The organism is Streptomyces sp. BRA346, from assembly GCF_052851135.1.
Window position 1 is genome coordinate 1 of sequence record NZ_JAIWIH010000001.1, and the last position, 24,678, is coordinate 24,678.

The window sequence follows — 24,678 nt, forward strand, 5'->3', positions numbered from 1 at the left end:
ACGAGGCGGGCCTGTGCTCCGTCGTGGAGGTCGCGTTCGATGCGGCGCAGGTCGGCGGCGGCGGTGTCGACCACCGTGCCCCGGTCCGACTCCAGCTCCGCTATGCGCCGCTCCAGCTCGTCCGACGGCGACAGCAGCCCGCGCACCATCACCCGGTCCACGTTGGTCAGCGCCCGCGCGATCCACGGCAGCACCGGCCAGGCGACGAACAGCGAGACCAGCGTCAGGGCGAAGGTCAGGATGCCCCAGGGCAGCCGGATCGCGGCGTACAGCGTGGCGCGCCAGCCCACCGGATCCCGCAGGCTCCGCCACAGCCAGCTGAAGAAACCGCCGTCGAGCCCGCCCGGCATGCGGCTGGGCTCGTCCACGTGGAGCGCCAGCAGCGACCGGGCGCGCCGCCGCTCGAACCGGGCGAGCCACCGGCTGCCCAGCAGGCCCACGGCCAGCACCGGCAGCCCCCCGATCGTGACCGCCATGCCCACGCCCACGGTCAGCCACATCACGGCGTAGACGAAGCCGAAGATGCCCAACGGCAGATTGATCAGGAGATGGGCGATCTCCTTCCACGTCTGCGCGGGATAGGCGAAGGCGGGCGGGCGCGGCAGTCGCTCACCGTGCTCGTCGGCGGAACTGGAGGTCATGGCACCAAAGACTGCCGCGCCCCGGCGGACCGCGCCATGGGGTACATCGCCGGGCCCGAGTAGGGCTAGCCCCCGTAGGTCCCCGGTAGTCCCCCGGTTCCCCGGTAGTCCCCGGCGGTCCCGGGGCTCCGCATGCCGGACGGGCGGATCGCCATACCGCCGGTAGGGCCTAGACTCCCGTGCGTACGGATCGTCGAACACACGCGGTCGACGAGCAGCAGGCAGGACAGGGAGCGAGGGGCGGACGTGCCGGAGGCGACGACCGTACGCGCGGCCAGTAGCGTCCCGCTCGCGGCCGACTACTTCCACGCCTATACGGTGGTGGGTCTGGTCGCGGCGGTCGGGGTGATCTTCGTTGCCGTGGCCTTCGGGGCAGGGCGGCTGCTGCGGCCGGTGGTGCCGACGCCTGAGAAGCTGCTGACGTACGAATGCGGTGTGGACCCCGTGGGCGAGAGCTGGGCACACACTCAGGTCCGCTACTACGTCTACGCTTTCCTGTACGTGATTTTCGCGGTGGATTCGATCTTCCTGTTCCCATGGGCGACGGTCTTCGCCGCGCCCGGTTTCGGCGCAGCCACCCTGGTGGAGATGTTCATCTTCCTCGGGTTCCTCGCCGTAGGTCTGCTGTACGCATGGAAGAAGGGCGTCCTGGAATGGACGTGACACCGACCCCCGCGCAGGCTCCCGTGGATCTCCCGGAGCCGCGCCGCCTCGGCCCGCTCGCGCGGCTGGCCCCCGAGCCGATGAAGGTGGTCCTGAACTGGGGCCGCCGCTACAGCCTGTGGGTCTTCAACTTCGGGCTGGCCTGCTGCGCCATCGAGTTCATCGCCGCCTCGATGGCCCGCCACGACTTCATCCGGCTCGGCGTGATCCCCTTCGCGCCGGGGCCGCGCCAGGCCGACCTCATGGTCGTCTCCGGCACCGTCACCGACAAGATGGCGCCCGCGGTCAAGCGGCTCTACGAGCAGATGCCGGAGCCGAAGTACGTGATCTCCTTCGGCGCCTGCTCGAACTGCGGCGGCCCCTACTGGGACTCGTACGCGGTGACCAAGGGCGTCGACCAGATCATCCCGGTCGACGTGTACGTCCCCGGCTGCCCGCCCCGGCCCGAGGCGCTGCTCCAGGGGATCCTCAAGCTCCAGGAGAAGATCGCCCGCGAGTCGCTGGGGGAGCGGTACGCGTCGAAGGGCGGCCGCCCGTCCACGGCCGCGCTGCGCAGCGGCCTGGTCGAGCCCCCGGCCGCCGGGGAGGACGTGCGATGACCGAGCCGAACGAGGCTCCTGAGCCGACCGAGGCTTCTGCCGAGGTGGACGAGGCTGTGGTGGGCTGGCTGCCGCATCCCGCCACGGAACTGTTCGGCGCGGGCGCCACGGCCGAGGAGGCGTACGGCCTGCTCACCGTCGACGTGCCTGCCGACGCCTGGATCACGGCCCTGGAGACCGCCCGCGACACCCTCGGCTGCACCTACTTCGACTGGCTGAGCGCGGTGGACGAGCCCGGCGTGGGCTTCCGGGTGGCCGCGCACGTCGCCGCCCTCACCCCGGGCGCCGCCATACGCCGACTGCTGGTCCGCACCACCGTGCCGCACGACGCCGCCACGCTGCCCACCGCCGTGGGCGTCTACGCGGGCGCGGCCTGGCACGAGCGCGAGACCCACGAGATGTTCGGCATCGGCTTCAGCGGCCACCCCGGCCTCGCGCCGCTGCTGCTGCCCGACACCTTCGAGGGCCACCCGCTGCGCAAGGACTTCGTGCTGGCCGCCCGGGTCGCCAAGGCCTGGCCGGGCGCGAAGGAGCCGGGGGAGTCCGACCACGGCGGCCCCAAGCGGCGCCAGATGCTTCCCCCGGGCGTGCCCGACCCCAACGAATGGGGCCCGCTCAAGGGCCAGCTCCCGCCCGCCCCCGCCCGCCCGGCCCGCGGCGCCCGCGCGGCAGGCGACCGCCCGGCCCGCCGCACCCGCACCGCGGCGGCGAGCTCGGCGACCCAGTCCGGCGAGGCCGCCGAGCCGAAGGCGACCGGCGCCGCCCCGGCCGAGCGCCCCGCACGCCGTACGCGCAGCGTGAGCGAGGGCTCCGCGAGCCAGCAGCCCGCGGCCGCTGCCGAGCCGACGGCGCCGGAGCAGGCCCCGGCGGCAGAGCGCCCCGCGAGGCGTGCGCGCGGTGCGGGCGAGGGCTCGGCGAGCCAGCGCACGTCGGCCGCCGAGCCGACAGCACCGGAGCAGACCCCGGCGCCCGGGGCCACCGACGCCACGTCCGGCGATGCGCAGTCAAGCACCACGCCGCCCGACGCCGCGGGCTCGGCACCGGCCGAGCGCCCGGCTCGTCGTGCCCGCAGTGCGAGCGACGGCTCGGCGAGCCAGCAGGCGCCCGCCGACGCGCAGCCCGGCGCGGGCGCGGTCGCGCCGGACTCGGCCCCGGAGGCCGACCGCTCGGCGCGGCGCCCCCGCTCGTCCGACGCCCCGTGGCACCACGCGCGCCCGGCGTACGACGACACGGCCGAGCCCGGCCCGGCGCCGGAGGCCCCCGCGAGGGACGCCGCCGAGTCCGGCCCCCCGCAGCAGGCCGCTCCGCAACAGGCCGCCGCGAAACCCGAACCCGCGGAACCGGACGCCCCGGAGCAACCGGAAGCCGCGGAACCGGGCACCGACAAACCCGAAACGGCGAAACCCGGCACCGACGAGACGACGACCCACCCCGACGGCCCACCAGGAGGCACCGCGTGAACGACGTCCTCGACGTCGCGCTGCGACTGCTCGTCCTCCTCGTCGCGTTCCTGGTCCTCCCGCTGCTCGTCGGTCAGACCGAGCACAAGGTCATGGCCCATATGCAGGGCCGCCTCGGGCCGATGTACGCAGGTGGCTTCCACGGGTGGGCCCAGCTGGTCGCGGACGGCGTGAAGTTCGCGCAGAAGGAGGACGTCGTCCCGGCCGGGGCCGACCGGCGGATCTTCCAGCTCGCGCCCGCCGTCGCGCTGCTGCCGTATCTGCTGGTCCTGGTCGCGATCCCGATCGGCCCGGGCGGCGCGGTCGGGCAGGTCATCGACGCGGGCGTCTTCTTCGTGCTCGCGGTGATGGGCGTCGGCGTGCTGGGCTCGCTGATGGCGGGCTGGGCCTCGGCCAATAAGTTCTCGCTGCTCGGCGGTCTCCGCACCGCCGCCCAGCTCATGGCGTACGAGCTGCCGATGCTGCTCACCGCCGCGTCCGTGGCGATGGCCGCGGGCACGGTGTCGCTGCCCGGCATCCTCGACGCGTTCGAGTGGTGGTGGGTGCCGTGGCAGATCGTCGGCGGGCTGGTGTTCTTCACCGCCGGGCTGGCCGAGCTGCAACGGCCGCCGTTCGACGCCCCGGTGGCCGACTCCGAGATCATCTTCGGTGCGTACACCGAGTACACCGGGCTGCGGTTCGCGCTCTTCCTGCTCGCCGAGTACGCGGGCATCGTCATTCTCTGCGGGCTGACCACCGTCCTGTTCCTCGGCGGCTGGCACGGTCCGTTCGAAGGCGACGTGGGCTGGCTGTGGACGCTGCTGAAGACGGCCGTCCTCGCCTTCGTCGTGATCTGGCTGCGGGTGAGCTATCCACGGCTGCGCGAGGACCAGTTGCAGAAGCTCGCCTGGACCTGCCTCATTCCGCTTTCGCTGGCCCAGATCGCCCTCACCGGCGTCGTCAAGGTGGTGATCTCCTGATGGGTATTCCCGGTTCCGGCCTGGCCAAGGGCCTGGCCGTCACCCTGCGCACGATGACCCGCAGGTCGCACACCGCGCAGTATCCGGACGCCCAGCCCGAACTGCCGCCCCGCACCCGTGGGGTGATCGGGCTGTTCGAGGAGAACTGCACGGTCTGCATGCTGTGCGCGCGCGAGTGCCCGGACTGGTGCATCTACATCGACTCGCACAAGGAGACGGTGCCCCCGGCGGCGCCGGGCGGGCGCGAGCGCAGCCGCAATGTGCTGGATCGGTTCGCCATCGACTTCGCCCTGTGCATGTACTGCGGTATCTGCATCGAGGTGTGTCCTTTCGACGCGCTGTTCTGGTCGCCGGAGTTCGAGTACGCGGAGGAGGACATCCGCGACCTCACCCATGAGCGGGACAAGCTCCGCGAATGGATGTGGACGGTGCCCGCGCCGCCCGCGCTGGACCCGGCCGCCGAGGAACCCAAGGAGCTCGGTGCCGCCCGCAAGGCCGCCGAGAAGCTCGCCGCGGCCGAAGCGAAGGCCGCCGAAGAGGCGAAGGCAGCCGAGCAGGCAGCCGAAGCGGATGATTCCGCCTCCGACGGGACGAACGGGGCCGCCTCGTGAGCACCGCGGTCGAGCTGGCCGCCAGCGGCCACGGGTTCCTGTCGCCCACCGGCGTCGAGATCGCCTTCCTCCTCGTGGGCATCGCGACGTTCGGCGCGGCCGTCGTCACCGTCACCACCAAGCAGCTGGTGCACGCCGCGCTGTGGCTGGTGGTGGCGCTCGGCGGGCTCGCCGTGGAGTACCTGCTGCTCACCGCGGAGTTCATCGCCTGGGTGCAGGTGCTGATCTACGTCGGCTCCGTCGTCGTCCTCCTCCTCTTCGGGCTGATGCTGACCAAGGCGCCCATCGGCCGCTCCCCGGACGCCGATTCGGGCAACCGCCCGGTCGCGCTCGCGGTGGCCGTCGCCGCCGCGGCCGCGCTGGTGTGGGTGGTCGTGGACGCGTTCCGGGCCACCTGGATCGACCTGGACAAGGGGGTGCAGGGCTCCACCGCGGTCTCGGGTGAGAGCCTCTTCCGGTACTGGGTGCTGCCGTTCGAGGCGCTGTCCGTACTGCTGCTCGCCGCGCTCGTCGGCGCGATCGTGCTGTCCCGCAAGAAGGAGGAGAAGCGCTGATGCACCTCGCCTACCCGGCCGTGCTGGCCGTCCTCCTCTTCTGCACCGGTCTGTACGGTGTGCTGGCCCGCCGCAACGCGATCCTGGTGCTGATGTCGGTCGAGCTGATGCTCAACGCCGTCAATCTCAACCTCGTCGCCTTCGACGTCTGGCTCCGCGACACCCTGCACGCGGGCCAGGCGCTGACCCTGTTCACCATCGCCATCGCCGCCGCCGAGATCGGCATCGGTCTCGCCATCGTCCTCCTCGTGTACCGCAACCGGGGCACCTCCGACGTCGACCGGCTCCGGGACCTGGCCGACCCCCCGCCGACCGGCCAGGTTCCCACGGACGACATCGACGACAGCATGGCAGCCGCCACTGACAACGGCCCCGACACCGAGGCATCTCCCGCCCGGAGGCAGACCGCGTGACGACCACGACCGCCGCCGTTCTCGTCCCGCTCCTGCCCTTCCTCGGTGCCGCCGCGGGACTGCTGCTGGGGCGCCGCGCCCCCGGCTTCGTACGCCCCCTCGCCATCCTGCCCACCGTCGCCGCGACCCTTCTCGCCGTCCTCGTCGCCGTACGGCAGGGCGGCGGCGAGGGCGCCGGGAAGGCGCCGCTGACCGTCGCGACCCGGCTCGCCGACACCGGCTCGGTCCCGATCGACCTCGCGCTGCACATCGACGGGTTCGCCGCCCTGGTCGCGGTCCTCGTCGGCGTCGTCGCGTGCTGTGTGCAGATCTACTCGACCGGCTATCTGCGGGACGACCCCCGCTACCCCTCGTACGCCGCCCTCGTCTCCCTCTTCACCGCCGCGATGCTCCTCGTCGTCTACTCCGACGACCTGATCGTGCTGCTCGTCGGCTGGGAGATCATGGGCATCTGCTCGTACTTCCTGGTCGGCCACTACTGGGAGACCGCGGCCGCCCGGTCCGCCTCCCTCAAGGCGTTCCTCGTCACCAAGCTCGGCGACGTCCCGTTCCTGATCGGCATCTTCGCGCTCGCCGGGGACACCGGCACGTTCCGCATCAGCGAGATCTACGCCCGGCTCACCGCCACCACCTCCGGCGTCCCGCTGGACCACCCCACCCTGATCGCGCTGCTGCTGCTGGCCGGGGTCGCGGGCAAGTCGGCCCAGTTCCCGCTGCACACCTGGCTGCCGGACGCGATGGCCGGCCCCACCCCGGTGTCGGCGCTGATCCACGCCGCCACCATGGTCGCCGCCGGTGTCTACTTCATCGCCCGGCTGCTGCCCGTCTTCGCGTCCTCCGCCGCCGCGCTCGCCGTCCTGGCCGCCATGGCGGCGATCACCATGGTCGGCTCGGCGCTCGCCGCGCTCGCCCAGGACGACATCAAGCGCGTCCTCGCCTACTCGACCGTCGGCCAGCTCGGCTACATGACCGGCGCGCTGGCCGTCGACGACCGCGGCGCGGCCGTCTTCCACCTCATCTCCCACGGCGCGTTCAAGGCGCTCCTCTTCCTCGGCGCGGGCGTGATCATCCACGCGGCCGGGACGAACTCCCTCGCCGCCATGTCCCGCATGACCGGCCTCGCCAAGCGCATCCCCGACGCCTACTGGACCGTCACGGTCGCGCTGCTCGCGCTCGCCGCCATCCCGCCGTTCGCGGGCTTCTTCTCCAAGGAAGCCGTCCTCGGCGCCGCCGAGCACGCCGCCACCGGCCACACCTCCGCCGTGCCCACGGGCGTCGGCTGGACCGTGCTCGCGGCCGGGCTGCTCACCGCCCTGCTCACCGCCGCGTACGCCGGACGGCTGTGGCTGCTGGCCTTCCGCGGCAGGGGTGAGCAGGCCCCCGACCACGGTCGGCAGCCGGTCGCCCTGAACGCCGTCCTGTGGGTGCTGTTCATCCCCACGGTCGCCCTCGGCCTGTCCTACGGCACCCTCCCCGACTGGTTCGACGGTGAGACCCTCACCCCGACCCTCACCACCTCCGTCCTCGGCACCGGCGCCGCCCTCATCGGCGTGCTGGTCATGTACGCCGCCTGGCGGCACACCTCGGCGCGGGCCGCCCGCGTCCCGCTCGGTGCCGTGGCCGCCCACCCGGACGCCGCCGACGCCGTCTCCGAGGTCGAGGCCATCGCCACCCACGAGGCCGCCTACGGCTCCATCGCCGGGGCCACCGACCCCGCCGACCCCGGCCGCCTCCTCCTCGGGCCCCTCCACCGCCACGCGGCAGCCGGTTTCCACCTCGACGCCGTCTACAGCGCCCTGTTCGTCCGCCCCGTGCGCGCCGCCGCCGCCCTCGTCCGCTTCCTCGACCGCGAGGTCGTCGAGACGTACGTCCGCGGCACGGCCGGTGCCCCCCGCCTGCTCGGCGCGGCCGTCCGCCGCGCCCAGACCGGCAACGTGCAGACCTATCTCGGCGCGCTGCTCGCGGGCTCCCTCGTCCTGGCCGTGGCCGCCGTCCTCGTCGCAGCGGGAGCCTGACCCGTGAACCACACCGTCCTGCAATACCTCCTCGCGGCCGTCGTCGTGCTCCCCCTGCTCGGCTCCGCCGCCGCCCTGTTCCCGGCCCCGCCCGGCCTGCGGGGCCGCGACCCGGAGCAGGCCGTGCTGCGCCACGGCGTCACCGTCACCGGCGCCGTGCTCGCCGCCGCCATCGCGCTCGCCGCGGGCTTCGACCACGGCCGCCCGGGCACGATGCAGGCCCAGACCGACATCAGCTGGATCCCGGCGCTGGACATCCGCATCCACCTCGGCGTGGACGGCGTCTCGCTGCCTCTGCTGGTCCTGACCGCGCTGCTGACGTTCCTCTGCGCGCTCTACTCGTACTACAAGATGCCCGCCGGGCCCTCCGCCAAGGGCTTCGTCTCCTTGCTGCTCCTCCTGGAGGGCGGCACCCTGGCCAGCTTCGCGGTCCTCGACCTGATGCTGTTCTTCCTGGCGTTCGAGATGACGCTCATCCCGATGTACTTCCTCATCAACCGGTGGGGAGGCGCCGAACGGGAGCGCGCCGCCTGGCGGTTCATCCTCTACACGCTGCTCGGCTCCGTCGTCATGCTGCTCGGCCTCCTCCTCGTCGGCGTCAAGGGCGGCACCTTCGACATGGTGGCACTCGCCTCTGACAATGGAGGAAGGCTCAGCCACACCACCCAGCTCATCGCCGCCCTCGCCCTCATCGTCGGACTCGCCGTCAAGGCCCCGATGTGGCCGCTGCACAGCTGGCTGCCGGACGCCCACACCGCCGCGCCCACCGTCGGCTCGGTCCTCCTCGCGGGCGTCCTGCTCAAGATGGGCACGTACGGATTGGTCCGCATCGTGCTGCCGATGGTCCCCGAGGGCGCCCACACCTACGCGCCCTACCTGGCCGCCTTCGCCGTCGTCGGCATCATCTACGGATCCCTCGCCTGCCTCGCCCTGGCCCTCCCGTCTCCCACCACCACCCTCAACGGAGGCTCCGCGCTCTCTCATCGCAGCGGCGCGGGCGGCGACCTCAAGCGGCTCATCGCCTACTCCTCCGTCGGCCACATGGGCTTCGTCCTGCTGGGCATCGCCACCCTCACCCCCACCGGGGTGAACGGCGCGCTGTTCGCCAACATCGCCCACGGCCTCATCACCGGCCTGCTCTTCTTCCTGGTCGGCGCGCTCAAGGACCGCTCCGGCACCACCGACCTGGACCAGCTCTCGGGCGTCAGCGGCGCCGCCCTCTACGGCCGGGCGCCCCGCCTCGGCGGGCTGCTCGCCTTCGGCGCCGTCGCCTCCCTGGGGCTGCCCGGACTCGCCGGGTTCTGGGGCGAGATGCTCGCCATGTTCGGCGCCTTCGAACCCGCCGACGGGCTCAGCCGACCGGCGTACCTCACCTATATGGCGCTCGCCGGTTTCGGCACCCTGCTGACCGCCGCCTACATGCTCATCGTCGTACGGCGCGTCTGCATGGGCGACCACCCCGTGGAACCCGGGGCCGAACACGGCGCCGCCCGGCCCGCCCTGGCCGACGTCCACGGCTACGAATTCGCCGCCTGGAGCCCCCTGGTGGCCCTCACCGTCCTCGCCGGACTGTGGCCCGCGGCCCTCCTCGGCCTCACCGACCCGGCCGTGCAGCAGCTCCTCGCGGGAGGCAACTGATGACTCCGCTCGCCTCTGATCTCGCCGCGGGGCTCGTCCAGTCCGTCGACTGGCTCGCCGTCGCGCCGCCCACCATCGCCGCCGTGGCCGGTCTCGCCGTCCTCGTCGCCGACCTCTTCCTGCCCGAGCACCGGAAGCCCCTGCTGGGCTGGCTGGCGACAGCGGGCCTCGCCCTGGCCGGGCTCAGCCTGCTGCCCCTGCTGGACGGGGACCGCTCCACCTTCTGCGTCGGCTCCGGTGGCGGCGCCGCGTGCAGCTACACGGCCGACACCTTCACCCTCGTCATCCAGTTGCTGGTGCTCGGCGGGGCGCTGCTCACCGCGCTGCTGTCCATCAGCGGCATCCAGGACCTGCGGCTCCCCGCGGGCGAGTTCTGGTTCCTGCTGCTGTCGTCCGCCTCCGGCGCGGCCCTGCTGCCCGCCTCCCGGGACCTCGCGACCCTCGTCGTCGCCCTGGAGGTGGCCTCCCTCCCCGCCTTCGCGCTCGTCGGGCTGCGCCGGGAGAGCCGGCTCTCCTCCGAGGCCGCGCTGAAGTTCTTCCTCTCCTCGGTCACCGCGACCGCCGTCATGCTGCTCGGCGTCAGCTTCGTCTACGCCGCCACCGGCAGCCTGCACCTGTCCCGGATCGCCGACGGCCTCGCCCAGGTCGACCCGCGGCTCGACACGCTCGCCCAGGCGGGCGTCGTCCTCACCCTGGTGGGCTTCGCCTTCAAGACCGCCGCCGTTCCCTTCCACTTCTGGGTCCCCGACACCTATGTGGGCGCGCCGATCCCGGTGGCCGCCTACCTCTCCGTGGTCGGCAAGGCGGTCGGCTTCTCCGGGCTCATCCTGGTGACGGTCGTCGCCTTCCCGCGTTACGACGACGTGTGGGGCCCGGCCGTCGCCGTCCTCGCCGCCCTCACCATGACCGCGGGCAACGTCGCCGCGCTGCGCCAGCGCCCCGAGCGCGCGCACAGCGCCGTACGCGTGCTGGCCTGGTCCTCCGTGGGCCAGGCGGGCTATCTGCTGGTCCCCATCGCGGCCGCCGGATACGCGGGCCCGGGCGGGGACGCGGCCCACGCCATCGGCTCGACCGTCGCGTACGCCCTCATGTACGCGGCCGTGAACCTCGGCGCCTTCGCGGTCGTCGCCCTGGTCGCCCGTACGCACCCCACCGGCCGCATCACCGACTACCGCGGCCTGTACGCCGCCCGCCCGGCCACCGCCCTCGCGCTCGGCTTCTTCCTGCTGTGCCTGGCCGGGCTGCCGCCGGGCGTCATCGGGCTCTTCGCCAAGGTGACTGTCTTCTCCACGGCCGTCGACGCGGGCCTGGGCTGGCTGGCCGTCGTGATGGCGCTGAACGTGGTGATCGCCCTCTACTACTACCTCCAGTGGACGGCGGTCCTCTTCCGCGCACCGGAACCCGCACCGGAGGACGCCGCGGGCGTGGCATCCGTCACCCCGGTGGCGGCCACCGCCCCCCTGACGGCCGCCATAGGACTCGCCGCCGTCCTGGGTATCGCCCTCTCCGGCGCCCCCCAGCTCGTCCTCCGGTTCGCCTCGGGCGCCCTTCTCTAGCGGCGCCCGAGGTGCACACGGGTGCACAAGGGAACTAGTGGCCCTCACCTGGCGTTGACCAGTTCGGGACGGTCCACTGAAAGGTGGAGACACCAGTCAAGGGTTCCCCTGTGCATCATTGGGAGGGCGTACCGTGCACCGCCGGCACAACGGGCTGAAGACCGCCGTACTCCTCGGGGGACTGTCGGCGCTCATCATCGTCATCGGCAGCTTCTTCGGCCGGATGGGGCTGATCGTCGCGGTCTTCGTCGCCCTCGGGACGAACGCGTACGCCTACTGGAACAGCGACAAGCTCGCCCTGCGGGCCATGCGGGCGCGTCCGGTGAGCGAGTTCGAGGCGCCCGGGCTCTACCGGATGGTGCGCGAGCTGTCGACCGCGGCCCGCCAGCCCATGCCGCGGCTCTACATCTCCCCGACCGAGGCCCCCAACGCCTTCGCGACCGGCCGCAACCCGCGCAAGGCGGCCGTCTGCTGCACCGACGGCATCCTGCGCCTGCTCGACGAGCGGGAGCTGCGCGGGGTCATCGGCCATGAGCTGAGCCATGTCTACAACCGCGACATCCTCATCTCCTCCATCGCCGGAGCGCTCGCCAGCGTGGTGGTGTTCCTGGTCAACTTCGCCTGGCTGATCCCCATCGGCCGGTCCGACGACGACGAGGGCCCCGGCTTCGTCGGCATGCTGCTGATCATGTTCCTGGGCCCGCTCGCGGCCGCCATCATCCAGCTCGCCGTCAGCCGCTCCCGCGAATACGAGGCCGACGCGTCCGGCGCCCAGCTCACCGGCGACCCCCTGGCGCTCGCCAGCGCCCTGCGCAAGCTCGAACACGGCACCCGGCAGCTGCCGCTGCCCCCGGAACCGCGACTGGAGACCGCCAGCCATATGATGATCGCCAACCCGTTCGGGGCGGGTGGCGGCATGTCCAAGCTCTTCTCCACGCACCCGCCCATGCGGGAGCGCATCGCACGTCTCGAAAAAATGGCGGGGGAGCAACCGTGAAGACCATTCTGAACATCATCTGGCTCGTATTCAGCGGCTTCTGGATGGCGTGCGGCTATGTCCTGGCCGGACTGCTGCTGTGCATCACCATCATCGGCATCCCCTTCGGGATCGCCTCGTTCCGCATCGCCGGATTCGCCCTGTGGCCCTTCGGCCGCACCGCCGTCCCCCGCCGCGAAGCGGGCGCCGCCTCCTGCGTGGGCAACGTCCTGTGGCTCGTCCTCGCCGGCTGGTGGCTCGCCCTCGCCCACATCGTCACCGGTGTCCTGCTGTGCGTGACGATCATCGGCATCCCGATGGGCATCGCCAACTTCAAGCTGATCCCGATCTCCCTGACCCCCCTGGGCCACGACATCGTCCCCACGGACCGCCCCTTCGCCGCCCGCTGATCACCCGTAGCGCTCAGCACGCTTGCGCGGTCTGCCGCGCGAGGTCCGAGAGCCACGGGGGAGTGCCGGGCCCGTGGGTCAGCTCGCCCAGCGTGCCGCGCAGCCGGTGGCGACTGCGTACTGAGGCGACGGTCTCCAGCAGGGTGTTGATCGAGAGCAGCACCGGCTCGCACTCACGCCATGCGTGGGCCGTCGTGTACGCCGAGAGCAGCGCGATGCTGTAGAAGAGCGTCCCCCGGCCGCCCGGATACGTCTCCCGGGTCAGGTCGAGCGCGTGCTGCAACCTGGGGATCGCGGCCTTGGCATCGCCGAGGGCGAGAAGGACCTCGCCCTGGTGGCCGGTGATCTCGCAGTCGTTCACCCACCAGGCCCAGGCCGGATCCCGGGGGCTGATCGACTCGTCCAGCCGCGCCCTGGCGCCCGCCAGCTCGTCCAGGGCCCGCCGGTGGTCCCCCAACTGGGCGAGCGCCCTGCCGCGTCGTACGCGCGCCAACAGCGCCACGCGGGGCGGGATGCGCGGCCTCGTCAGTAGCTCATCCGCGATGCCCAACGCCTCCCCGGGCCGCCCATGGTGGACGTCCTGCATCGCGAGCATGTCCAGGGCGAACCACTCCATGGGCCGCTCCCCGGACAGCCGGGCCAGCACATGGGACTCCAGGAACGCCGTACGCGAGGCGTCCCATTGCCCGGCGTCGAACAGCAGCCATCCCGCGATCTCGGCGAGTTCGGCGACCGCCGACTGATATCCGCGCCGCGCCCGGTCGGGAATCCCCCCGCGCTCCAGCTTCCGCTGCCCCGCCCGCCAGACCTGCACGGCCGCGGGCGCCACCGCCGTACCGCCGTACCGGCTGTCGTGCTCCAGCAGGTGGGCGACGGAGGCCCGCATGTGCGCGATGTCTCCGTCGACCCCGGTGGCCCGCTCGGCCCCCGGCGGGCACTCCCTGGGTGCCGCGAGCGCGACCAGCGCCCCGTCCGCCTCCAGGAGCTCGTCCAGGGCCGCCGCCAGCGCCTCCGAGGGCCGCTGCCTGCCGTTGATCACACGCGAGAGATAAGCGGGGTCGTAGTTGAGCGCGCGGGCCGTGGCGCGCAGGGACATGCCCCGCTCGGCGAGCAGAGCCCGTACGCGCGACCCGAAGTCGTCCATGGAGGAACCCCCTGCGTGGACCGTTGACTCCTCAGCGTAGTCAACGCCCGGCAACTCCCGCAGGTACGGGCCCGCGTCCAAGGATGGCCGCAACAGCTCCGACGACAGGAAGAACGCGATGAACGGCCTACGCCTGCTGCCCTGGACCACCCCGGACGGCAAACCCTGCTACCTCTCGTCCGGCGACGCCGACAGCCGGATGAACCGGCGGGCGGACGAGATCGAGGCGTTGCAGCTGGGCATGGGGACGGAACTGCTGGCCCACCCCCGCGCCCTGCTCGGCGCCCGCACGGCGCACGCCGGGGAACTCCGCTACCTGGCGCACCGGCTGACGGAAGCCCTCCGCGACGCCCTGCGGATCGCCGAGAGCCGGGGCGACCGGCTGGCCGCCGCCGGGCACACGGACGCCGGGGCCATCGAGGCCCCGGCGTCCCGTGAAGCGGCGCGAGCGCCTACCGGTAGTTGACGAACTGGAGCGCGAAGTCCAGGTCCTTCCCCTTCAGCAGCGCGATCACGGACTGGAGGTCGTCCCGGCTCTTCGAGGTGACCCGCAGCTCCTCGCCCTGCACCTGCGCCTTGACGCCCTTCGGGCCCTCATCGCGGATGATCTTGGCGACCTTCTTCGCGTTCTCCTGGGAGATGCCCTCCTGGAGCGAGGCGAAGATCTTGTACTCCTTGCCGGACGCCTGCGGCTCACCCGCGTCCAGCGCCTTCAGCGAGATCCCGCGCTTGACCAGCTTGGACTGGAAGACGTCGAGGATCGCCTTCACCCGCTCCTCGGAGTTCGCGCGCATCTCGATCCGCTCGCCCGACCAGTCGATCGAGGCCCCGACGTTCTTGAAGTCGTAGCGCTGGGAGATCTCGCGGCTCGCCTGGTTGAGCGCGTTGTCGACCTCCTGCCGCTCGACCTTCGAGACGATGTCGAAACTGGAGTCGGCCATCTTGAGTTGGCTCCTCGTACGTAGATCCGTCAGTGGCACGGCCCAGCGGACCGTAAGCGCCAGCCTAGCCATCCCGGCCATGATCCAGAGGCGATCAACCGGGTGGCGGACCACCCCCGGGGATCAGGTATTGTTTACGTCGTTGCCAGGGAGCAGCGCCGCGAAAGCGGGGCAGGGCACCTGGCCACACATCCCAGGCGGTGTGCCCGAGTGGCCAATGGGAGCGGACTGTAAATCCGTCGGCTTAGCCTACCCAGGTTCGAATCCTGGCGCCGCCACGCTGGGAAAACGGCCCCCGAGCTGCGATTACGCGGCCGGGGGCCGTTGTCGTCCGCAGGACTTAACCTGAAACCGTGCCCAGGTACGAGCAGATCGCCGATGCCCTGCGGCACGGTATCCGCACCGGCCGGCTGCGGCCGGGGGAGCGGCTTCCGGCCGAGGACCGGCTCGCGGTGCGGTACCGGACGAGCGTGCCGACGCTTCAGCGGGCGCTGTCCGAGCTGGTGGCCGAGGGGTTGATCGACAAGCGGCACGGGGTGGGGACCTTCGTCCGTACGCCGCGCAAGCGCGTCGAGCGCAGCAGCGACCGGCACCAGTGGGAGAAGGACCGGGCGCGGCGGCCGCGGGCCGAGCGGCTGCGGACCGGGGCCACGGAGCACGACACCGGGCTGGAGGTGACCGATCTCGCCTTCCACGCCGAGTACCGCGAGACGAAGGCCGACGAGGACTTGGCGGCGGTCTTCGGGGTGCCCGTGGGGACGCGGCTGCTGGAGCGGATGTACCGCACCAACTGCCGCGAGGAGGACGCCCCCTTCGCCCTGGTGCACTCGTACCTCGTCCACGATGTGGTGGCCGCGAATCCCGATCTGCTCGACGCCGCCAATGAGCCCTGGCCCGGGGGCACCCAGAACCAGCTCTACACGATCGGCATCGAGCTGGACCGCATCGAGGAACGGATCACGGCCCGGCCGCCGACCGCGGAAGAGGCCGAGGCGCTCGGACTCAAGAAGGGGGTGTCGGTGATCCTCCTCCGGAAGATCTGCACCGGCACCGACGGCCGGGTCGTCGAGGTGTCCGATGTGCGGCTGCCCGGCGACCGTACGGAACTCGTCTTCACCACGCCCCTGACAAGGTGGTGACCATGCCGAACACCATCACGGTCATCACCGCGGTCCACGCCCCGGGCGCCGGGCATCTGCCGGACGCGTACGCATCGTTGTGCCAGCAGGAGCTGCCGGACGGCTGGGAGTGGCAGTGGGTGGTGCAGGAGGACGGCGAGACCCGCGCCGTACGCCCCTACGTCCCCCACGACGACCGGATCAGCTTCGGCCAGGGCCGGGCGGGGCGGGCGGCCATGGCCCGCACGATGGGGCTCGCCCGCGCCGAGGGCAGTTACGTCAAGGTGCTGGATGCCGACGACATGCTGACCCCCGGCGCCCTCGCCCGCGACCTGCGCGCGCTCAACGAGAACCCGGAGCTCGGCTGGGCCACCTCGCGCGCCCTGGACCTGCTGCCCGACGGCTCCACGGTCGGCTTCGAGGGCGACCCGCCGCAGGGCCCGATCGCGCGCGGCGCCGTCCTCGACCACTGGAAGACCCACGACTACCGCGCCCAGGTCCACCCGGCGACCCTCTTCGTCCGCCGCGACCTGCTCCTGGCCCTCGGCGGCTGGATGGCCCTGCCCGCCTCCGAGGACACCGGCCTGCTGATGGCCCTGAGCGCGGTCAGCCGCGGCTGGTTCACCGCCGAGACGGGCCTTCTCTATCGCAAATGGCCCGGCCAGGTCACCGCCCACGCCTCCCACGCCGACGCGACCGAGCGCGAGGCCCGCTTCGCGGTCGTAGAGGCCCGCGCCCGCGTCCTGGCGGCGATGGACGGCTGGCGGTACGAGGCGGGCTGACGCCCGCGGCGGTCAGGGCAAGGTCTCGGCGTCGACGCGGGAGAAGATCAGGTCGCTCTCGGTCGTGACGGGGCCGTGCCAGCGGTGGGGGGCGCGGGTGGGGCCGTGGATCGCGGGTGGGTAGGTGGCCGCCGCGTAGTCGTTGGTCAGGCGGTAGGTGTGGAAGCCGTGGGACGTCAGGGCTTCCAGCAGCTCTTCGACGGATTCCCCCAGGTCGGCCATCCGCTCGGGGGTGACCTCGATGGTCAGCTCGGCGTCGGGGCGAAGGCTTTCGAGCATAGGGAGCAGGCCGCGGACGACGCCGCCTTCCGCGCCCTCGACGTCGATCTTGATGACCCTGGCCCGGGCGATCTCGTCCTCGGTGAGGAGGTCGGGCAGCGGCCGGGCCGCGATGTCGAAGGTGGACTCGGCCGGGCCGTCGTAGGGGACGATGCTGTTGGCGCCCATGTTGCGTGAGCTGGCGAGGATGAAGGTCAGCAGCTCGTCGCGGTCGGAGACGGCGGTGTTGACGGCGCGGATGTTGGTGGAGCGGTTGCGCCGGGCGTGCCGCAGGAGCAGCTGGTGGAACGTCGGCGAGGCTTCGATCGCCACCACCGTCCCGCCGGGGCCGACGAGGCGTGAGGCGAGGACGCTGTAGTAGCCGATGTTGGCGCCGACGTCGACGAAGACGTCGCCGGGCCGCAGCCTGCGCTGGAGCCAGCGCGTCATGTGCGGTTCCCAGACGCCGAAGAGGTACAGGTACCGCTGGATGAGGTCCTGGGTGTCGACGGCGAAGGTGGCGCCGAAGCGGGTACGGGCCAGGCGGTGCAGGGGGCGGTCGCGGAGCGCGGCGTTCAGGTGGCGCTCGACCAGGGCCCGCTTACCGGCGCTCCAGGGCGCGTGGCGGACGTAGGCGCGGGTGAGGTCCAGGGCGGCCTCGTCGAGCCACGGCATCACGGGAGACCTCCAGCTTCGCGCCGAGCGATACGAGCCGTCGTAGCGCACGCAAACGCCCGATCGCTGGCGACGGGGGATGCACCAGCGATCGGGCTGTTCCCAAGCGTAACGCGACTGCTCGCGTCCGGGTGCCGACTGATCGGAATGAACGCGGAGTTGTGATCGTGATCACGCACGGCGGCCCCCTTTTCTCAGCGTCCGCACGGCGGCTCATAGGACATTCGGGGCAGATACTCCTGCCACTTCTCCGGCGTCAGCACGCCCCGCGTCATCGAGCAGACGCGGTGGATGGCCTTGTCGGTGTCCAGGTCCCACAGCCGGACGGTGTCGGCACCGCTCGACACCCCGAGCATGTGGCTCTGGGGGCTGAACGACAGGAAGTTGCCGGTCTTGGCGTTGGGGCTCATCGACTGGCCGATGGCATCGGCCTCGGACGGGACGGTGATGTCCCAGAGCCGGACGGCGTTGTCGTTGCCGCCGCTCGCCAGGGTGGTGCCGTCCCGGCTGAGCGTCAGCGACACGATCGAGTCGGTGTGGCCGGTGAGCGGGCGGCCCAGCCGGGTCGCCTTGCGGGGGTCGGTGATGTTCCAGAGCCGGACCGTGGTGTCGTCGCTGCCGCTGGCCAGCGTGTCGCCGTCCGGGCTGAAGGCGAGCGCGTTGACGGGGCCGAGGTGACCGGTGAGCGGTGCGCCCAGCCGTACGACGTGCCGCCGGTCGGTCACCTTCCACAGCCGGAGGGTGTTGTCCGCGCTGCCACTGGCGAGCATGCGGCCGTCCGGGCTGAAGACGAGGGCGTTGACGTAGCCCCTGTGGCCGGTGAGCGGCGCGCCCAGCGGGCGGACCCGCTCGGGGTCGCTGACGTCCCACAGCCGGATGGTGCGGTCGTCGTACACGGTGGCCAGCGTCTTCCCGTCCGGGCTGAAGGCCAGCGCGCCCGCGAACCGGGTCCGCAGGCCCAGGGGCGGCCCGGCGGGGACGGGATGGGCCGGGTCGGTGACGTTCCACAGCCGCACCGCGCGGCCGCCGGTCATCACGGCGAAGATGCGGCCGTCGGGGGAGAAGGTCGGCTCCCGCACCGCGCCCTTCCCCGGGCTGAACGGCTTGCCCAGCGGCACCGGCCGCCCCGGCTTCGCCACGTTCCACATCCGGACCTTCTCGTCGCGCGCCGCCGTGGCGAGCACCCGCCCGTCCGGGCGGAACGCCCCGACCCGGCCGATCATGTCCGACGTCGGGATCGACCACAGGCGGACCGTGTTGTCGCCGCTCCCGGTGGCGAGGGTCCGGCCGTCGGGGCTGAAGCCCAGGGCGTACATCTCGCCGCTGGCCCCCGCCAGCGGCTCGCCGACCTGCGACGGATACGCCGGGTCCTGGACGTTCCACAGGCTCGCGGTGCTGTCCTGGCTGGCGGCGGCGAGCATGTTGCCGTCCGGGCTGAACGCCACGGACCAGATGGGGCCGGAGTGGCCGGTGAGCGGCGCGCCCAGCGGCTCCGCGCGGCGCGGATCGCCGACGTCCCACAGCCGGGTGGTGTTGTCGGCGGCGCCGCTGGCGAGCGTGCGGCCGTCCGGGCTGAACGCCACGGAGTGGATCAGGTCCGTGTGGCCGGTCAGCGCCTTGCCGATCCGCTTCGGATGACGGGGATCGGCCATGTTCCACAGCCTGATCGTGCCGTCGTCGCCCCCGCCCGCCAGCGTCCGGCCGTCGGGGCTGAACGCGATGGAGCGCACGGCGGCCGTGGGGCCGGTCAGTGAGCCGAGCGGCTTCGGCCGTCCCCGGTCGCGCATGTCCCACAGGCGGACCTTGCGGTCATCGGTGGCGGCGGCCAGCGTCTTGCCGTCGGGGCTGAACGCGAGCAGGTAGATCGTGCCGTCATGGCCGGACACGGGCTTACCGAGCGGACGCGGACGGCGGGGGTTCGTCACGTCCCACAGGCGGACCGTGCCGTCGTCACCGGCGCTGGCGAGGGTGCGGCCGTCCGGGCTGAAGACCGCGCTGCTCACCCAGCTGGTGTGGCCGGTGAGGGGCTTGCCCAGCGGCTTGGGGCGCGTCGGGTCGCTGGTGTCCCAGAGCCGCACGGTCCGGTCGTACGCGGCGGTGGCCAGCGTCTTCCCGTCCGGGCTGAAGGAGGTGAGGTAGACGGCGCCGGTGTGGCCGAGCAGCGGGGTGGCCAGCGGCGCGTTCACGATCGAGATCAGCCGGTTCCGCGTGGCCTCGTCGTCCGGCCGCAGCCGGTGGGCGACCAGGGCGAGCTGGGCGGACAGCGCCGGATCCCGGTACTCGAAGCGATCGGCCTCGGTGACCACCTGCTCGAACACCGCGTCGTCCCGCTGCTGCCACGCGATCACCGCCGCGCCGACGGCCACCATCGCCAGCGCGACCAGGGCCGCCACCGCCCCCCGGCTGAGCCAGATCACGCGCCTGCGCAGCCGCACCGAGGCGGCCAGGAACTCCACCGCGCTGCGGGTCAGCAGGGTGTCCCCGGTGGACTTCGCCCAGGTGTGGGCCTGTTCCAGCCGGGAGCCCCGGTAGAGCAGCGACGGATCGCGGTTCATGCCCTCCCAGGCCCGGCCGTCCTCCTCCAGGCGCTGGCGCAGCAGATGGTCGTTCCGGCCCTCGTCGATCCAGTCGCGCAGCCGCGGCCAGGCGTGCAGCAGCGCCTCGTGGGTGATCTCCACGGTCTCCGCGTCGAGGGTCACCAGGCGGGCGCGGACCAGCGCTTCGAGCGACTCCTCCGTCTTGCCGGGTTCCGTCGACTCCTCCGACAGTTGGCGCCGCATCCCCCGTCTGCGGGTGGCCTGGGTGTCCTCGCCCAGCCGGACCAGCCGCAGCAGGAGCAGCCGCGCGGCCGTGCGCGCCGCGGGATCGAGGCCGGACCAGGCCCGCTCGGCCGTCGCGGCCACCGCCCCCTGGATGCCGCCCGCCGCGCGGTAGCCGGCCAGGGTCAGCCGTCCCGCCTTCCGGCGCTGCCAGGTGGCGAGCAGGGCGTGGGAGAGGAGCGGCAGCACGCCCGCGTCATGGGTGCCGCGGGGGCCATCGGCGCTCACCTCCCGGACGATCAGTTCCGCGAGGCCCGGTTCGAGTTCGAGACCCACGGCCTTGGCCGGGCCGGTCACCGCCTCGCGCAGCTCGGCGACGGTCAGCGGGCCGAGCACCATGTGGCGGTGCTGGAGCGCGTCGGCCAGTTCGGGGTACGCCAGGCACTGTTCGTAGAAGTCGGCGCGGATGCCGAGGACGACGAGGACGGGGGCGGGGTCGCCGGAGGCGGAGGGCGAGCACGCGGCGTGCAGCAGCTGGATGAACGTACGCCGGTCCGCCTCCTCGGTGCCGAGGGTGAACGCCTCCTCGAACTGGTCCACGATGACGACCGGGCGGGCGGCGGAGGTCCCCGCCCACGCCGCGACGGCCTCCCGCACCGCGCGTGCGAACCCCGGCGTGCCGGGCTCCCTGCGGAGGGCGTCCGTGAGCCGGGGTATCCGGCGGGTCAGCTCCCCGAGCGGGTCGGCGCCCGGCGCGAGCTGGAGCACCTCCCGCGCGCTGTCGCCCGGCGCGCAGTCCTCCAGCGCGGGCACCAGTCCGGCGTTCAGCAGGGAGGACTTCCCCGCCCCCGAGGCGCCCACGAGCATGACCAGGCCGCCCGTCGTCTCCGCCGCCCGCAGCTGGCGGACGAGCGCCTCCGTGCTCCGCTCCCGGCCGAAGAACCACCGGGCGTCCTCCTGCCGGTACGCGGCCAGCCCCCGGTAGGGGCACACCGCGCCGGGCACCGCCGGGGCGTCGGCCGGGGGCCGCTCGTCCTCGTCCGCGGCCGCCGGGGGGCGCATCCCGACCGGGTCGGCCACCGCACGCTCCCAGAGGCGCTGCCACTGGGCCATGTCGTACAGACCGGCGGACACCGGCGCGCGCCGCAGACGGCGTGCGTCGGGGATGAGGACGTGCAGCACCGCCGCGAGGGCCGCGAACTGGGCGGGCACGTTCTTGGCCCGCCGCCAGTCGCTGATCCGCTGAGCGGACACCCGTACGGGGCGCCCCCGCTCGTCGACCCGCTGAAGCCGGACGACCGCCTCGGCCACGCTCTTCAGGGGAGGGTTGCCGGCCTCCCGATACAGCAGCGCAAGACGTTCCGCGAAGGCCGTGCGTACCCCTGAGTCGGAACTCAAGGTCTCCACTCCTTACTTCCCCCGCGCCTGGATATCCGGACCGGAAAACTCACTTTATACGGATGACCTGCGACGAAGGCCGCAGCCCACATCCGGAACCTCCTCGGCGGACGGTGCAGCTGGCAGGATCACAGCCCAGCAGCGCAGGCGAACGCGGCCGCCCGGCCGGGCCATCGGCCCGGGCCCTGACGGCCGCCGCGTCGACCACCGAACCGGCCCCTCCGCGATCCGCACCCATACGGGGGGTGCGGATCGGCACCGCCCCACCGTTCGGCACCGGTCCCCGCGTGGGGAGGGACCGGCGCCGAACGCTGTGGGGTGTGGAAGCGGGGAATCTCGTACATGCACCGATCCCATGACCGGCGCCCCGGATAGGCAAGGGGTCAGCCGGGATTCACGCCATGATGGCTGAAACCGGCCGGGGTTACGCCTTGTCGAAGTCCAGCTCCAGCATCCGGATCGCGTTGCCGCGCAGGATCTTGTACGTGGTCTCCGGCGACAGCCCCTCGACGTGCTCGGCCGCGATCCGCCTGGTGTGCGGCCAGGTGGAGTCCACGTGCGGGTAGTCGGTCTCGAACGTGGCGTTGTCCACCCCGACGGTGTCGAGCGAGGCGACGCCGTGCCGGTCGCGGAAGAAGCAGCAGTAGATCTGCCGGTAGTAGTACGTGGACGGCGGCTCCGGGATGAGATCCCGGACGCCGCCCCACGCCCGGTGCTCCTCCCAGACGTCGTCCGCGCGCTCCAGCGCGTAGGGGATCCAGCCCATCTGGCCCTCGGCGTACGCGAGCTTCAGCCGCGGGAACTTCACCAGGACGCCGCTGAAGAGGAAGTCCATCATCGAGGCCATGGCGTTGTTGAAGCTCAACGCCGCCTGCACGGCGGGCGGGGCGTCGGGGGAGGCGGCGGGCATCTGCGAGGACGAGCCGATGTGCATGCACACGACCGTCCCCGTCGCCTCGCACTCGGCGAAGAACGGGTCCCAGTAGCCGCTGTGGATGCTGGGCAGGCCGAGGTACGTGGGGATCTCGCTGAACGTCACGGCGCGCACGCCCCGCGCGGCGTTCCGGCGGATCTCCCGCACGGCCAGCTCGATGTCCCACAGGGGGATCAGGCACAGCGGGATCAGCCGCCCGCCGCTGTCACCGCACCACTCCTCGACCATCCAGTCGTTGTACGCCCGCACGCACGCCAGCCCGACCTCCTTGTCGTCGGCCTCGGCGAAGGTCTGGCCGCAGAAGCGGGGGAAGGTCGGGAAGCACAGCGACGCCTCGACGTGGTTCATCTCCATGTCGGCGATCCGGGCCTTGGGGTCCCAGCACCCGCGGCGCATCTGCTCGCGGGTGATGCCCTCCAGGGTCATCTCGTCCCGGGAGAAGCCGACGGCCGCGATGATCCGCTTGTACGGGAACAGACCGCCCTCGTACTCCCACCAGTCCGTGAGCGGACCGTCCGGATCGGTCGTGATGCGGTATTTGCCGCCGACGTACGCCAGTTCCCCGATCCCGGCCGTGAGCGGCTTCGGCCCGCGGTCGCGGTACTTGGCCGGGAGCCAGGTCTCGAAGAGGTGGGCGGGCTCGATCACATGGTCGTCCACGCTGATGACCATGGGCAGCTCGGTCGCGCCGGTCGTCTCGCCCGTCATGGCGTCATCTCCCCGATAATCTGACGGTCCGTCAGATGGCAGGGTAGAGCCGACCGCCTCCGGCAACAAGGGGCTTCGCGCCCGCACGGATGTACGCCCCGAGGCGCCCTGTCGCGCGGCCTCCCGCCGCCGCGACCATCGGATGATGACCCCACGCGCCCGTATCGCCGCCGTGGGGGCGATCGTCGCCCTCGCCGCCACCCCCGTCGCCGCGTACGCCGCCCTCGACGAGGAGTCCGCCCCCGCCGCGGCCCCCGCCCGCGGGGCCCCGTACGTCGAGACCCGCCTCTACTTCGGCACGGAGCGCCCCGACGGCGGCCCGCCCGTCACCGAGAAGCAGTTCCTGGCCTTCGTGGACCGCCGGATCACCCCGAACTTCCCCGCCGGCCTCACGATCCAGGACGGCCGCGGCCAGTGGCGCGACGCCAACGGCACGATCGAGCGCGAGCGCTCGTACGAGGTCACCCTGCTCTACCCCACCTCCGAGGCCCGGACCCAGCACCCCCGGATCGAACGCATCCGCACGGCATACGAGCGGAGCTTCGGCCAGGAGTCGGTGGCAAGGGCGGACACCCCGACCCGAGTGGACTTCTGACCCCCGACCGACCACCGGGCGAACGGAGGGGCCACCTGCCCGGTCGGGTTTCGCTGCCCGGTGCGGGCCGGTGGCCGGGGGGTTGTGCCCGCCCGCCCCGCCCCGCGGGACGATTGCCACAGGCTGGGGTACGCGGGCCCGGCGCACCGGAGCCCCGCACGTCCGGCGCCCTCCGCGCCCGGCGGACCCGTCAGCCGCCGTCGGCGACCGCTCGCACCGCCTCCGTCACCGGCGTGGAGCCGCCCAGGAGTTCCAGGGTGCGGCCCGCCGTGCGGGGTTCGTCGAGGAGGGCGGCCAGGACGGCGGCCACGTCGTCGCGGGTCACCTCGTCCCGGCCCGTGTGCTCGGCCAGGCGTACCAGGCCCGTACCCGGGTCGTCCGTGAGGCGGCCCGGGCGCAGCACGGTCCAGTCGAGGGCCTCGCGGGCCCGGAGGTCGTCGTCCGCGGCGCCCTTCGCGCGCAGGTAGGCGGCGAAGACCGGGTCCGTGCCGGGCGCGGGCTCGCGCCCGGCGCCCATCGCCGACACGGTGAGGAACCGCCGTACCCCCGCCCGCTCGGCGGCGTCCGCGAAGAGCACGGAGGCCCCGTGGTCGACGGTCTCCTTGCGGGCGGCCCCGCTGCCGGGGCCCGCACCGGCGGCGAAGACGGCGGCGTCGGCGCCCTCCAGGTGCTTGGCCACGTCGTCCACGGAGGCCGATTCGAGGTCGCAGACGACCGGTTCGGCGCCCGCCGCCAGCAGGTCGCCCGCCTGTTCCGGCTTGCGGACGATGCCCGCCACTTCGTCTCCGCGCGCGGAGAGCAGCCGCTCCAGCCGCAGCGCGATCTGACCATGTCCACCAGCGATGACAATGCGCATGATCCCGACCGTACG

At 72.6% G+C, this 24,678-nt stretch carries 23 protein-coding genes and 1 tRNA gene; 17 read left to right on the top strand and 7 right to left on the bottom strand.

Annotated features, from left to right (window positions below):
- The coding region (locus LCH29_RS00005; protein WP_446459590.1) for a sensor domain-containing protein at positions 1-641 on the bottom strand (641 nt) is incomplete at its 3' end.
- 246 nt (positions 642-887) lie between these two features.
- On the opposite strand from LCH29_RS00005, the gene LCH29_RS00010 reads away from it, so the two are divergent.
- The 12 genes from LCH29_RS00010 to LCH29_RS00065 all read left to right on the top strand — a co-directional run bounded on the left by LCH29_RS00010 (position 888) and on the right by LCH29_RS00065 (position 12,495).
- Positions 888-1,304 carry an NADH-quinone oxidoreductase subunit A gene (locus LCH29_RS00010; protein WP_123105487.1) on the top strand — a complete coding sequence of 139 codons (417 nt, stop codon included), beginning with the start codon at positions 888-890 and terminating at the stop codon, positions 1,302-1,304.
- A complete protein-coding gene (locus LCH29_RS00015; protein ID WP_446459591.1) occupies positions 1,295-1,903 on the top strand; it encodes an NADH-quinone oxidoreductase subunit B in 609 nt (202 codons plus the stop codon). Before LCH29_RS00010 ends, LCH29_RS00015 begins: the two co-directional genes overlap by 10 nt.
- The gene (locus LCH29_RS00020) at positions 1,900-3,363 is read left to right on the top strand and encodes an NADH-quinone oxidoreductase subunit C (RefSeq protein WP_446459592.1); all 1,464 of its coding nucleotides are present in this window, start codon (positions 1,900-1,902) and stop codon (positions 3,361-3,363) included. The genes LCH29_RS00015 and LCH29_RS00020 overlap by 4 nt, the downstream gene beginning before the upstream one ends.
- Positions 3,360-4,322: a complex I subunit 1/NuoH family protein gene (locus tag LCH29_RS00025; protein WP_446459593.1), complete on the top strand. Its 963-nt coding sequence runs from the start codon at positions 3,360-3,362 to the stop codon at positions 4,320-4,322. Before LCH29_RS00020 ends, LCH29_RS00025 begins: the two co-directional genes overlap by 4 nt.
- Positions 4,322-4,933 carry a NuoI/complex I 23 kDa subunit family protein gene (locus LCH29_RS00030; RefSeq protein WP_446459594.1) on the top strand — a complete coding sequence of 204 codons (612 nt, stop codon included), beginning with the start codon at positions 4,322-4,324 and terminating at the stop codon, positions 4,931-4,933. The genes LCH29_RS00025 and LCH29_RS00030 overlap by 1 nt, the downstream gene beginning before the upstream one ends.
- On the top strand, positions 4,930-5,487 hold the full coding sequence (locus LCH29_RS00035; RefSeq protein ID WP_446459595.1) for an NADH-quinone oxidoreductase subunit J family protein: 558 nt from the start codon (positions 4,930-4,932) through the stop codon (positions 5,485-5,487). Before LCH29_RS00030 ends, LCH29_RS00035 begins: the two co-directional genes overlap by 4 nt.
- Positions 5,487-5,900 (top strand): NADH-quinone oxidoreductase subunit NuoK, encoded by a 414-nt coding sequence (gene nuoK, locus LCH29_RS00040; RefSeq protein WP_446459596.1) that lies wholly within the window; start codon positions 5,487-5,489, stop codon positions 5,898-5,900. The genes LCH29_RS00035 and nuoK overlap by 1 nt, the downstream gene beginning before the upstream one ends.
- Positions 5,897-7,915 carry an NADH-quinone oxidoreductase subunit 5 family protein gene (locus tag LCH29_RS00045; protein ID WP_446459597.1) on the top strand — a complete coding sequence of 673 codons (2,019 nt, stop codon included), beginning with the start codon at positions 5,897-5,899 and terminating at the stop codon, positions 7,913-7,915. The genes nuoK and LCH29_RS00045 overlap by 4 nt, the downstream gene beginning before the upstream one ends.
- A gap of 3 nt (positions 7,916-7,918) precedes the next feature.
- Entirely contained in the window at positions 7,919-9,553 is a 1,635-nt protein-coding gene (locus LCH29_RS00050; protein WP_446459598.1) for a complex I subunit 4 family protein, read from the top strand.
- Complete coding sequence (locus tag LCH29_RS00055; RefSeq protein ID WP_446459599.1) at positions 9,553-11,109, top strand: NADH-quinone oxidoreductase subunit N; 1,557 nt, start codon at positions 9,553-9,555, stop codon at positions 11,107-11,109. The genes LCH29_RS00050 and LCH29_RS00055 overlap by 1 nt, the downstream gene beginning before the upstream one ends.
- Positions 11,110-11,242: 133 nt before the next feature.
- Positions 11,243-12,106 (top strand): zinc metalloprotease HtpX, encoded by an 864-nt coding sequence (gene htpX, locus LCH29_RS00060; RefSeq protein ID WP_446459600.1) that lies wholly within the window; start codon positions 11,243-11,245, stop codon positions 12,104-12,106.
- Positions 12,103-12,495 carry a YccF domain-containing protein gene (locus tag LCH29_RS00065; protein ID WP_446459601.1) on the top strand — a complete coding sequence of 131 codons (393 nt, stop codon included), beginning with the start codon at positions 12,103-12,105 and terminating at the stop codon, positions 12,493-12,495. The genes htpX and LCH29_RS00065 overlap by 4 nt, the downstream gene beginning before the upstream one ends.
- Positions 12,496-12,508: 13 nt before the next feature.
- On the opposite strand, the gene LCH29_RS00070 is transcribed toward LCH29_RS00065, so the two are convergent.
- On the bottom strand, positions 12,509-13,639 hold the full coding sequence (locus tag LCH29_RS00070; RefSeq protein WP_446459602.1) for a helix-turn-helix domain-containing protein: 1,131 nt from the start codon (positions 13,637-13,639) through the stop codon (positions 12,509-12,511).
- A 118-nt stretch (positions 13,640-13,757) separates the two neighbouring features.
- Between LCH29_RS00070 and LCH29_RS00075 the strand changes: the two genes are divergently transcribed.
- Entirely contained in the window at positions 13,758-14,105 is a 348-nt protein-coding gene (locus LCH29_RS00075; protein ID WP_446459603.1) for a hypothetical protein, read from the top strand.
- Here LCH29_RS00075 and LCH29_RS00080 read toward each other — a convergent pair.
- A complete protein-coding gene (locus LCH29_RS00080; protein ID WP_123100078.1) occupies positions 14,092-14,580 on the bottom strand; it encodes a YajQ family cyclic di-GMP-binding protein in 489 nt (162 codons plus the stop codon). The two genes, LCH29_RS00075 and LCH29_RS00080, sit on opposite strands and share 14 nt — an antisense overlap.
- Positions 14,581-14,776: 196 nt before the next feature.
- On the opposite strand from LCH29_RS00080, the gene LCH29_RS00085 reads away from it, so the two are divergent.
- The 3 genes from LCH29_RS00085 to LCH29_RS00095 all read left to right on the top strand — a co-directional run bounded on the left by LCH29_RS00085 (position 14,777) and on the right by LCH29_RS00095 (position 16,480).
- A tRNA-Tyr gene (locus LCH29_RS00085) sits at positions 14,777-14,858 on the top strand.
- 75 nt (positions 14,859-14,933) lie between these two features.
- Positions 14,934-15,719 (top strand): GntR family transcriptional regulator, encoded by a 786-nt coding sequence (locus tag LCH29_RS00090; protein WP_446459604.1) that lies wholly within the window; start codon positions 14,934-14,936, stop codon positions 15,717-15,719.
- Positions 15,720-15,721: 2 nt separating this feature from the next.
- Entirely contained in the window at positions 15,722-16,480 is a 759-nt protein-coding gene (locus LCH29_RS00095; RefSeq protein ID WP_446459605.1) for a glycosyltransferase family 2 protein, read from the top strand.
- Positions 16,481-16,492: 12 nt separating this feature from the next.
- On the opposite strand, the gene LCH29_RS00100 is transcribed toward LCH29_RS00095, so the two are convergent.
- From LCH29_RS00100 to LCH29_RS00110, 3 genes are all read right to left on the bottom strand, one after another.
- A complete protein-coding gene (locus LCH29_RS00100) occupies positions 16,493-17,413 on the bottom strand; it encodes an FkbM family methyltransferase (RefSeq protein WP_446459606.1) in 921 nt (306 codons plus the stop codon).
- 194 nt (positions 17,414-17,607) lie between these two features.
- Positions 17,608-21,579, bottom strand: a complete 3,972-nt coding sequence (locus tag LCH29_RS00105; protein ID WP_446459607.1) for an nSTAND1 domain-containing NTPase — start codon at positions 21,577-21,579, stop codon at positions 17,608-17,610.
- A gap of 415 nt (positions 21,580-21,994) precedes the next feature.
- Positions 21,995-23,212, bottom strand: coding sequence for an amidohydrolase family protein (locus LCH29_RS00110; protein ID WP_446459608.1), 1,218 nt, complete (start codon positions 23,210-23,212; stop codon positions 21,995-21,997).
- Positions 23,213-23,357: 145 nt separating this feature from the next.
- Here LCH29_RS00110 and LCH29_RS00115 point away from each other — a divergent pair, with 145 nt between their 5' ends.
- Positions 23,358-23,807 (top strand): DUF3574 domain-containing protein, encoded by a 450-nt coding sequence (locus LCH29_RS00115; protein ID WP_446459609.1) that lies wholly within the window; start codon positions 23,358-23,360, stop codon positions 23,805-23,807.
- Positions 23,808-23,997: 190 nt separating this feature from the next.
- Here the strand turns inward: LCH29_RS00115 and LCH29_RS00120 are convergent, their stop codons facing one another.
- Positions 23,998-24,663 (bottom strand): SDR family oxidoreductase, encoded by a 666-nt coding sequence (locus tag LCH29_RS00120; RefSeq protein ID WP_446459610.1) that lies wholly within the window; start codon positions 24,661-24,663, stop codon positions 23,998-24,000.
- Positions 24,664-24,678 lie beyond the last annotated feature (15 nt).

Coding starts and splice junctions, on each gene's coding strand:
- nuoK (WP_446459596.1), top strand. CDS start 5,487: ATGCACCTCGCCTACCCGGCCGTGCTGGCCGTCCTCCTCTTCTGCACC.
- LCH29_RS00055 (WP_446459599.1), top strand. CDS start 9,553: ATGACTCCGCTCGCCTCTGATCTCGCCGCGGGGCTCGTCCAGTCCGTC.
- LCH29_RS00120 (WP_446459610.1), bottom strand. CDS start 24,663: ATGCGCATTGTCATCGCTGGTGGACATGGTCAGATCGCGCTGCGGCTG.
- LCH29_RS00020 (WP_446459592.1), top strand. CDS start 1,900: ATGACCGAGCCGAACGAGGCTCCTGAGCCGACCGAGGCTTCTGCCGAG.
- LCH29_RS00115 (WP_446459609.1), top strand. CDS start 23,358: ATGACCCCACGCGCCCGTATCGCCGCCGTGGGGGCGATCGTCGCCCTC.
- LCH29_RS00070 (WP_446459602.1), bottom strand. CDS start 13,639: ATGGACGACTTCGGGTCGCGCGTACGGGCTCTGCTCGCCGAGCGGGGC.
- LCH29_RS00095 (WP_446459605.1), top strand. CDS start 15,722: ATGCCGAACACCATCACGGTCATCACCGCGGTCCACGCCCCGGGCGCC.
- LCH29_RS00015 (WP_446459591.1), top strand. CDS start 1,295: ATGGACGTGACACCGACCCCCGCGCAGGCTCCCGTGGATCTCCCGGAG.
- LCH29_RS00080 (WP_123100078.1), bottom strand. CDS start 14,580: ATGGCCGACTCCAGTTTCGACATCGTCTCGAAGGTCGAGCGGCAGGAG.
- LCH29_RS00075 (WP_446459603.1), top strand. CDS start 13,758: ATGAACGGCCTACGCCTGCTGCCCTGGACCACCCCGGACGGCAAACCC.
- LCH29_RS00110 (WP_446459608.1), bottom strand. CDS start 23,212: ATGACGGGCGAGACGACCGGCGCGACCGAGCTGCCCATGGTCATCAGC.
- LCH29_RS00100 (WP_446459606.1), bottom strand. CDS start 17,413: ATGCCGTGGCTCGACGAGGCCGCCCTGGACCTCACCCGCGCCTACGTC.
- LCH29_RS00030 (WP_446459594.1), top strand. CDS start 4,322: ATGGGTATTCCCGGTTCCGGCCTGGCCAAGGGCCTGGCCGTCACCCTG.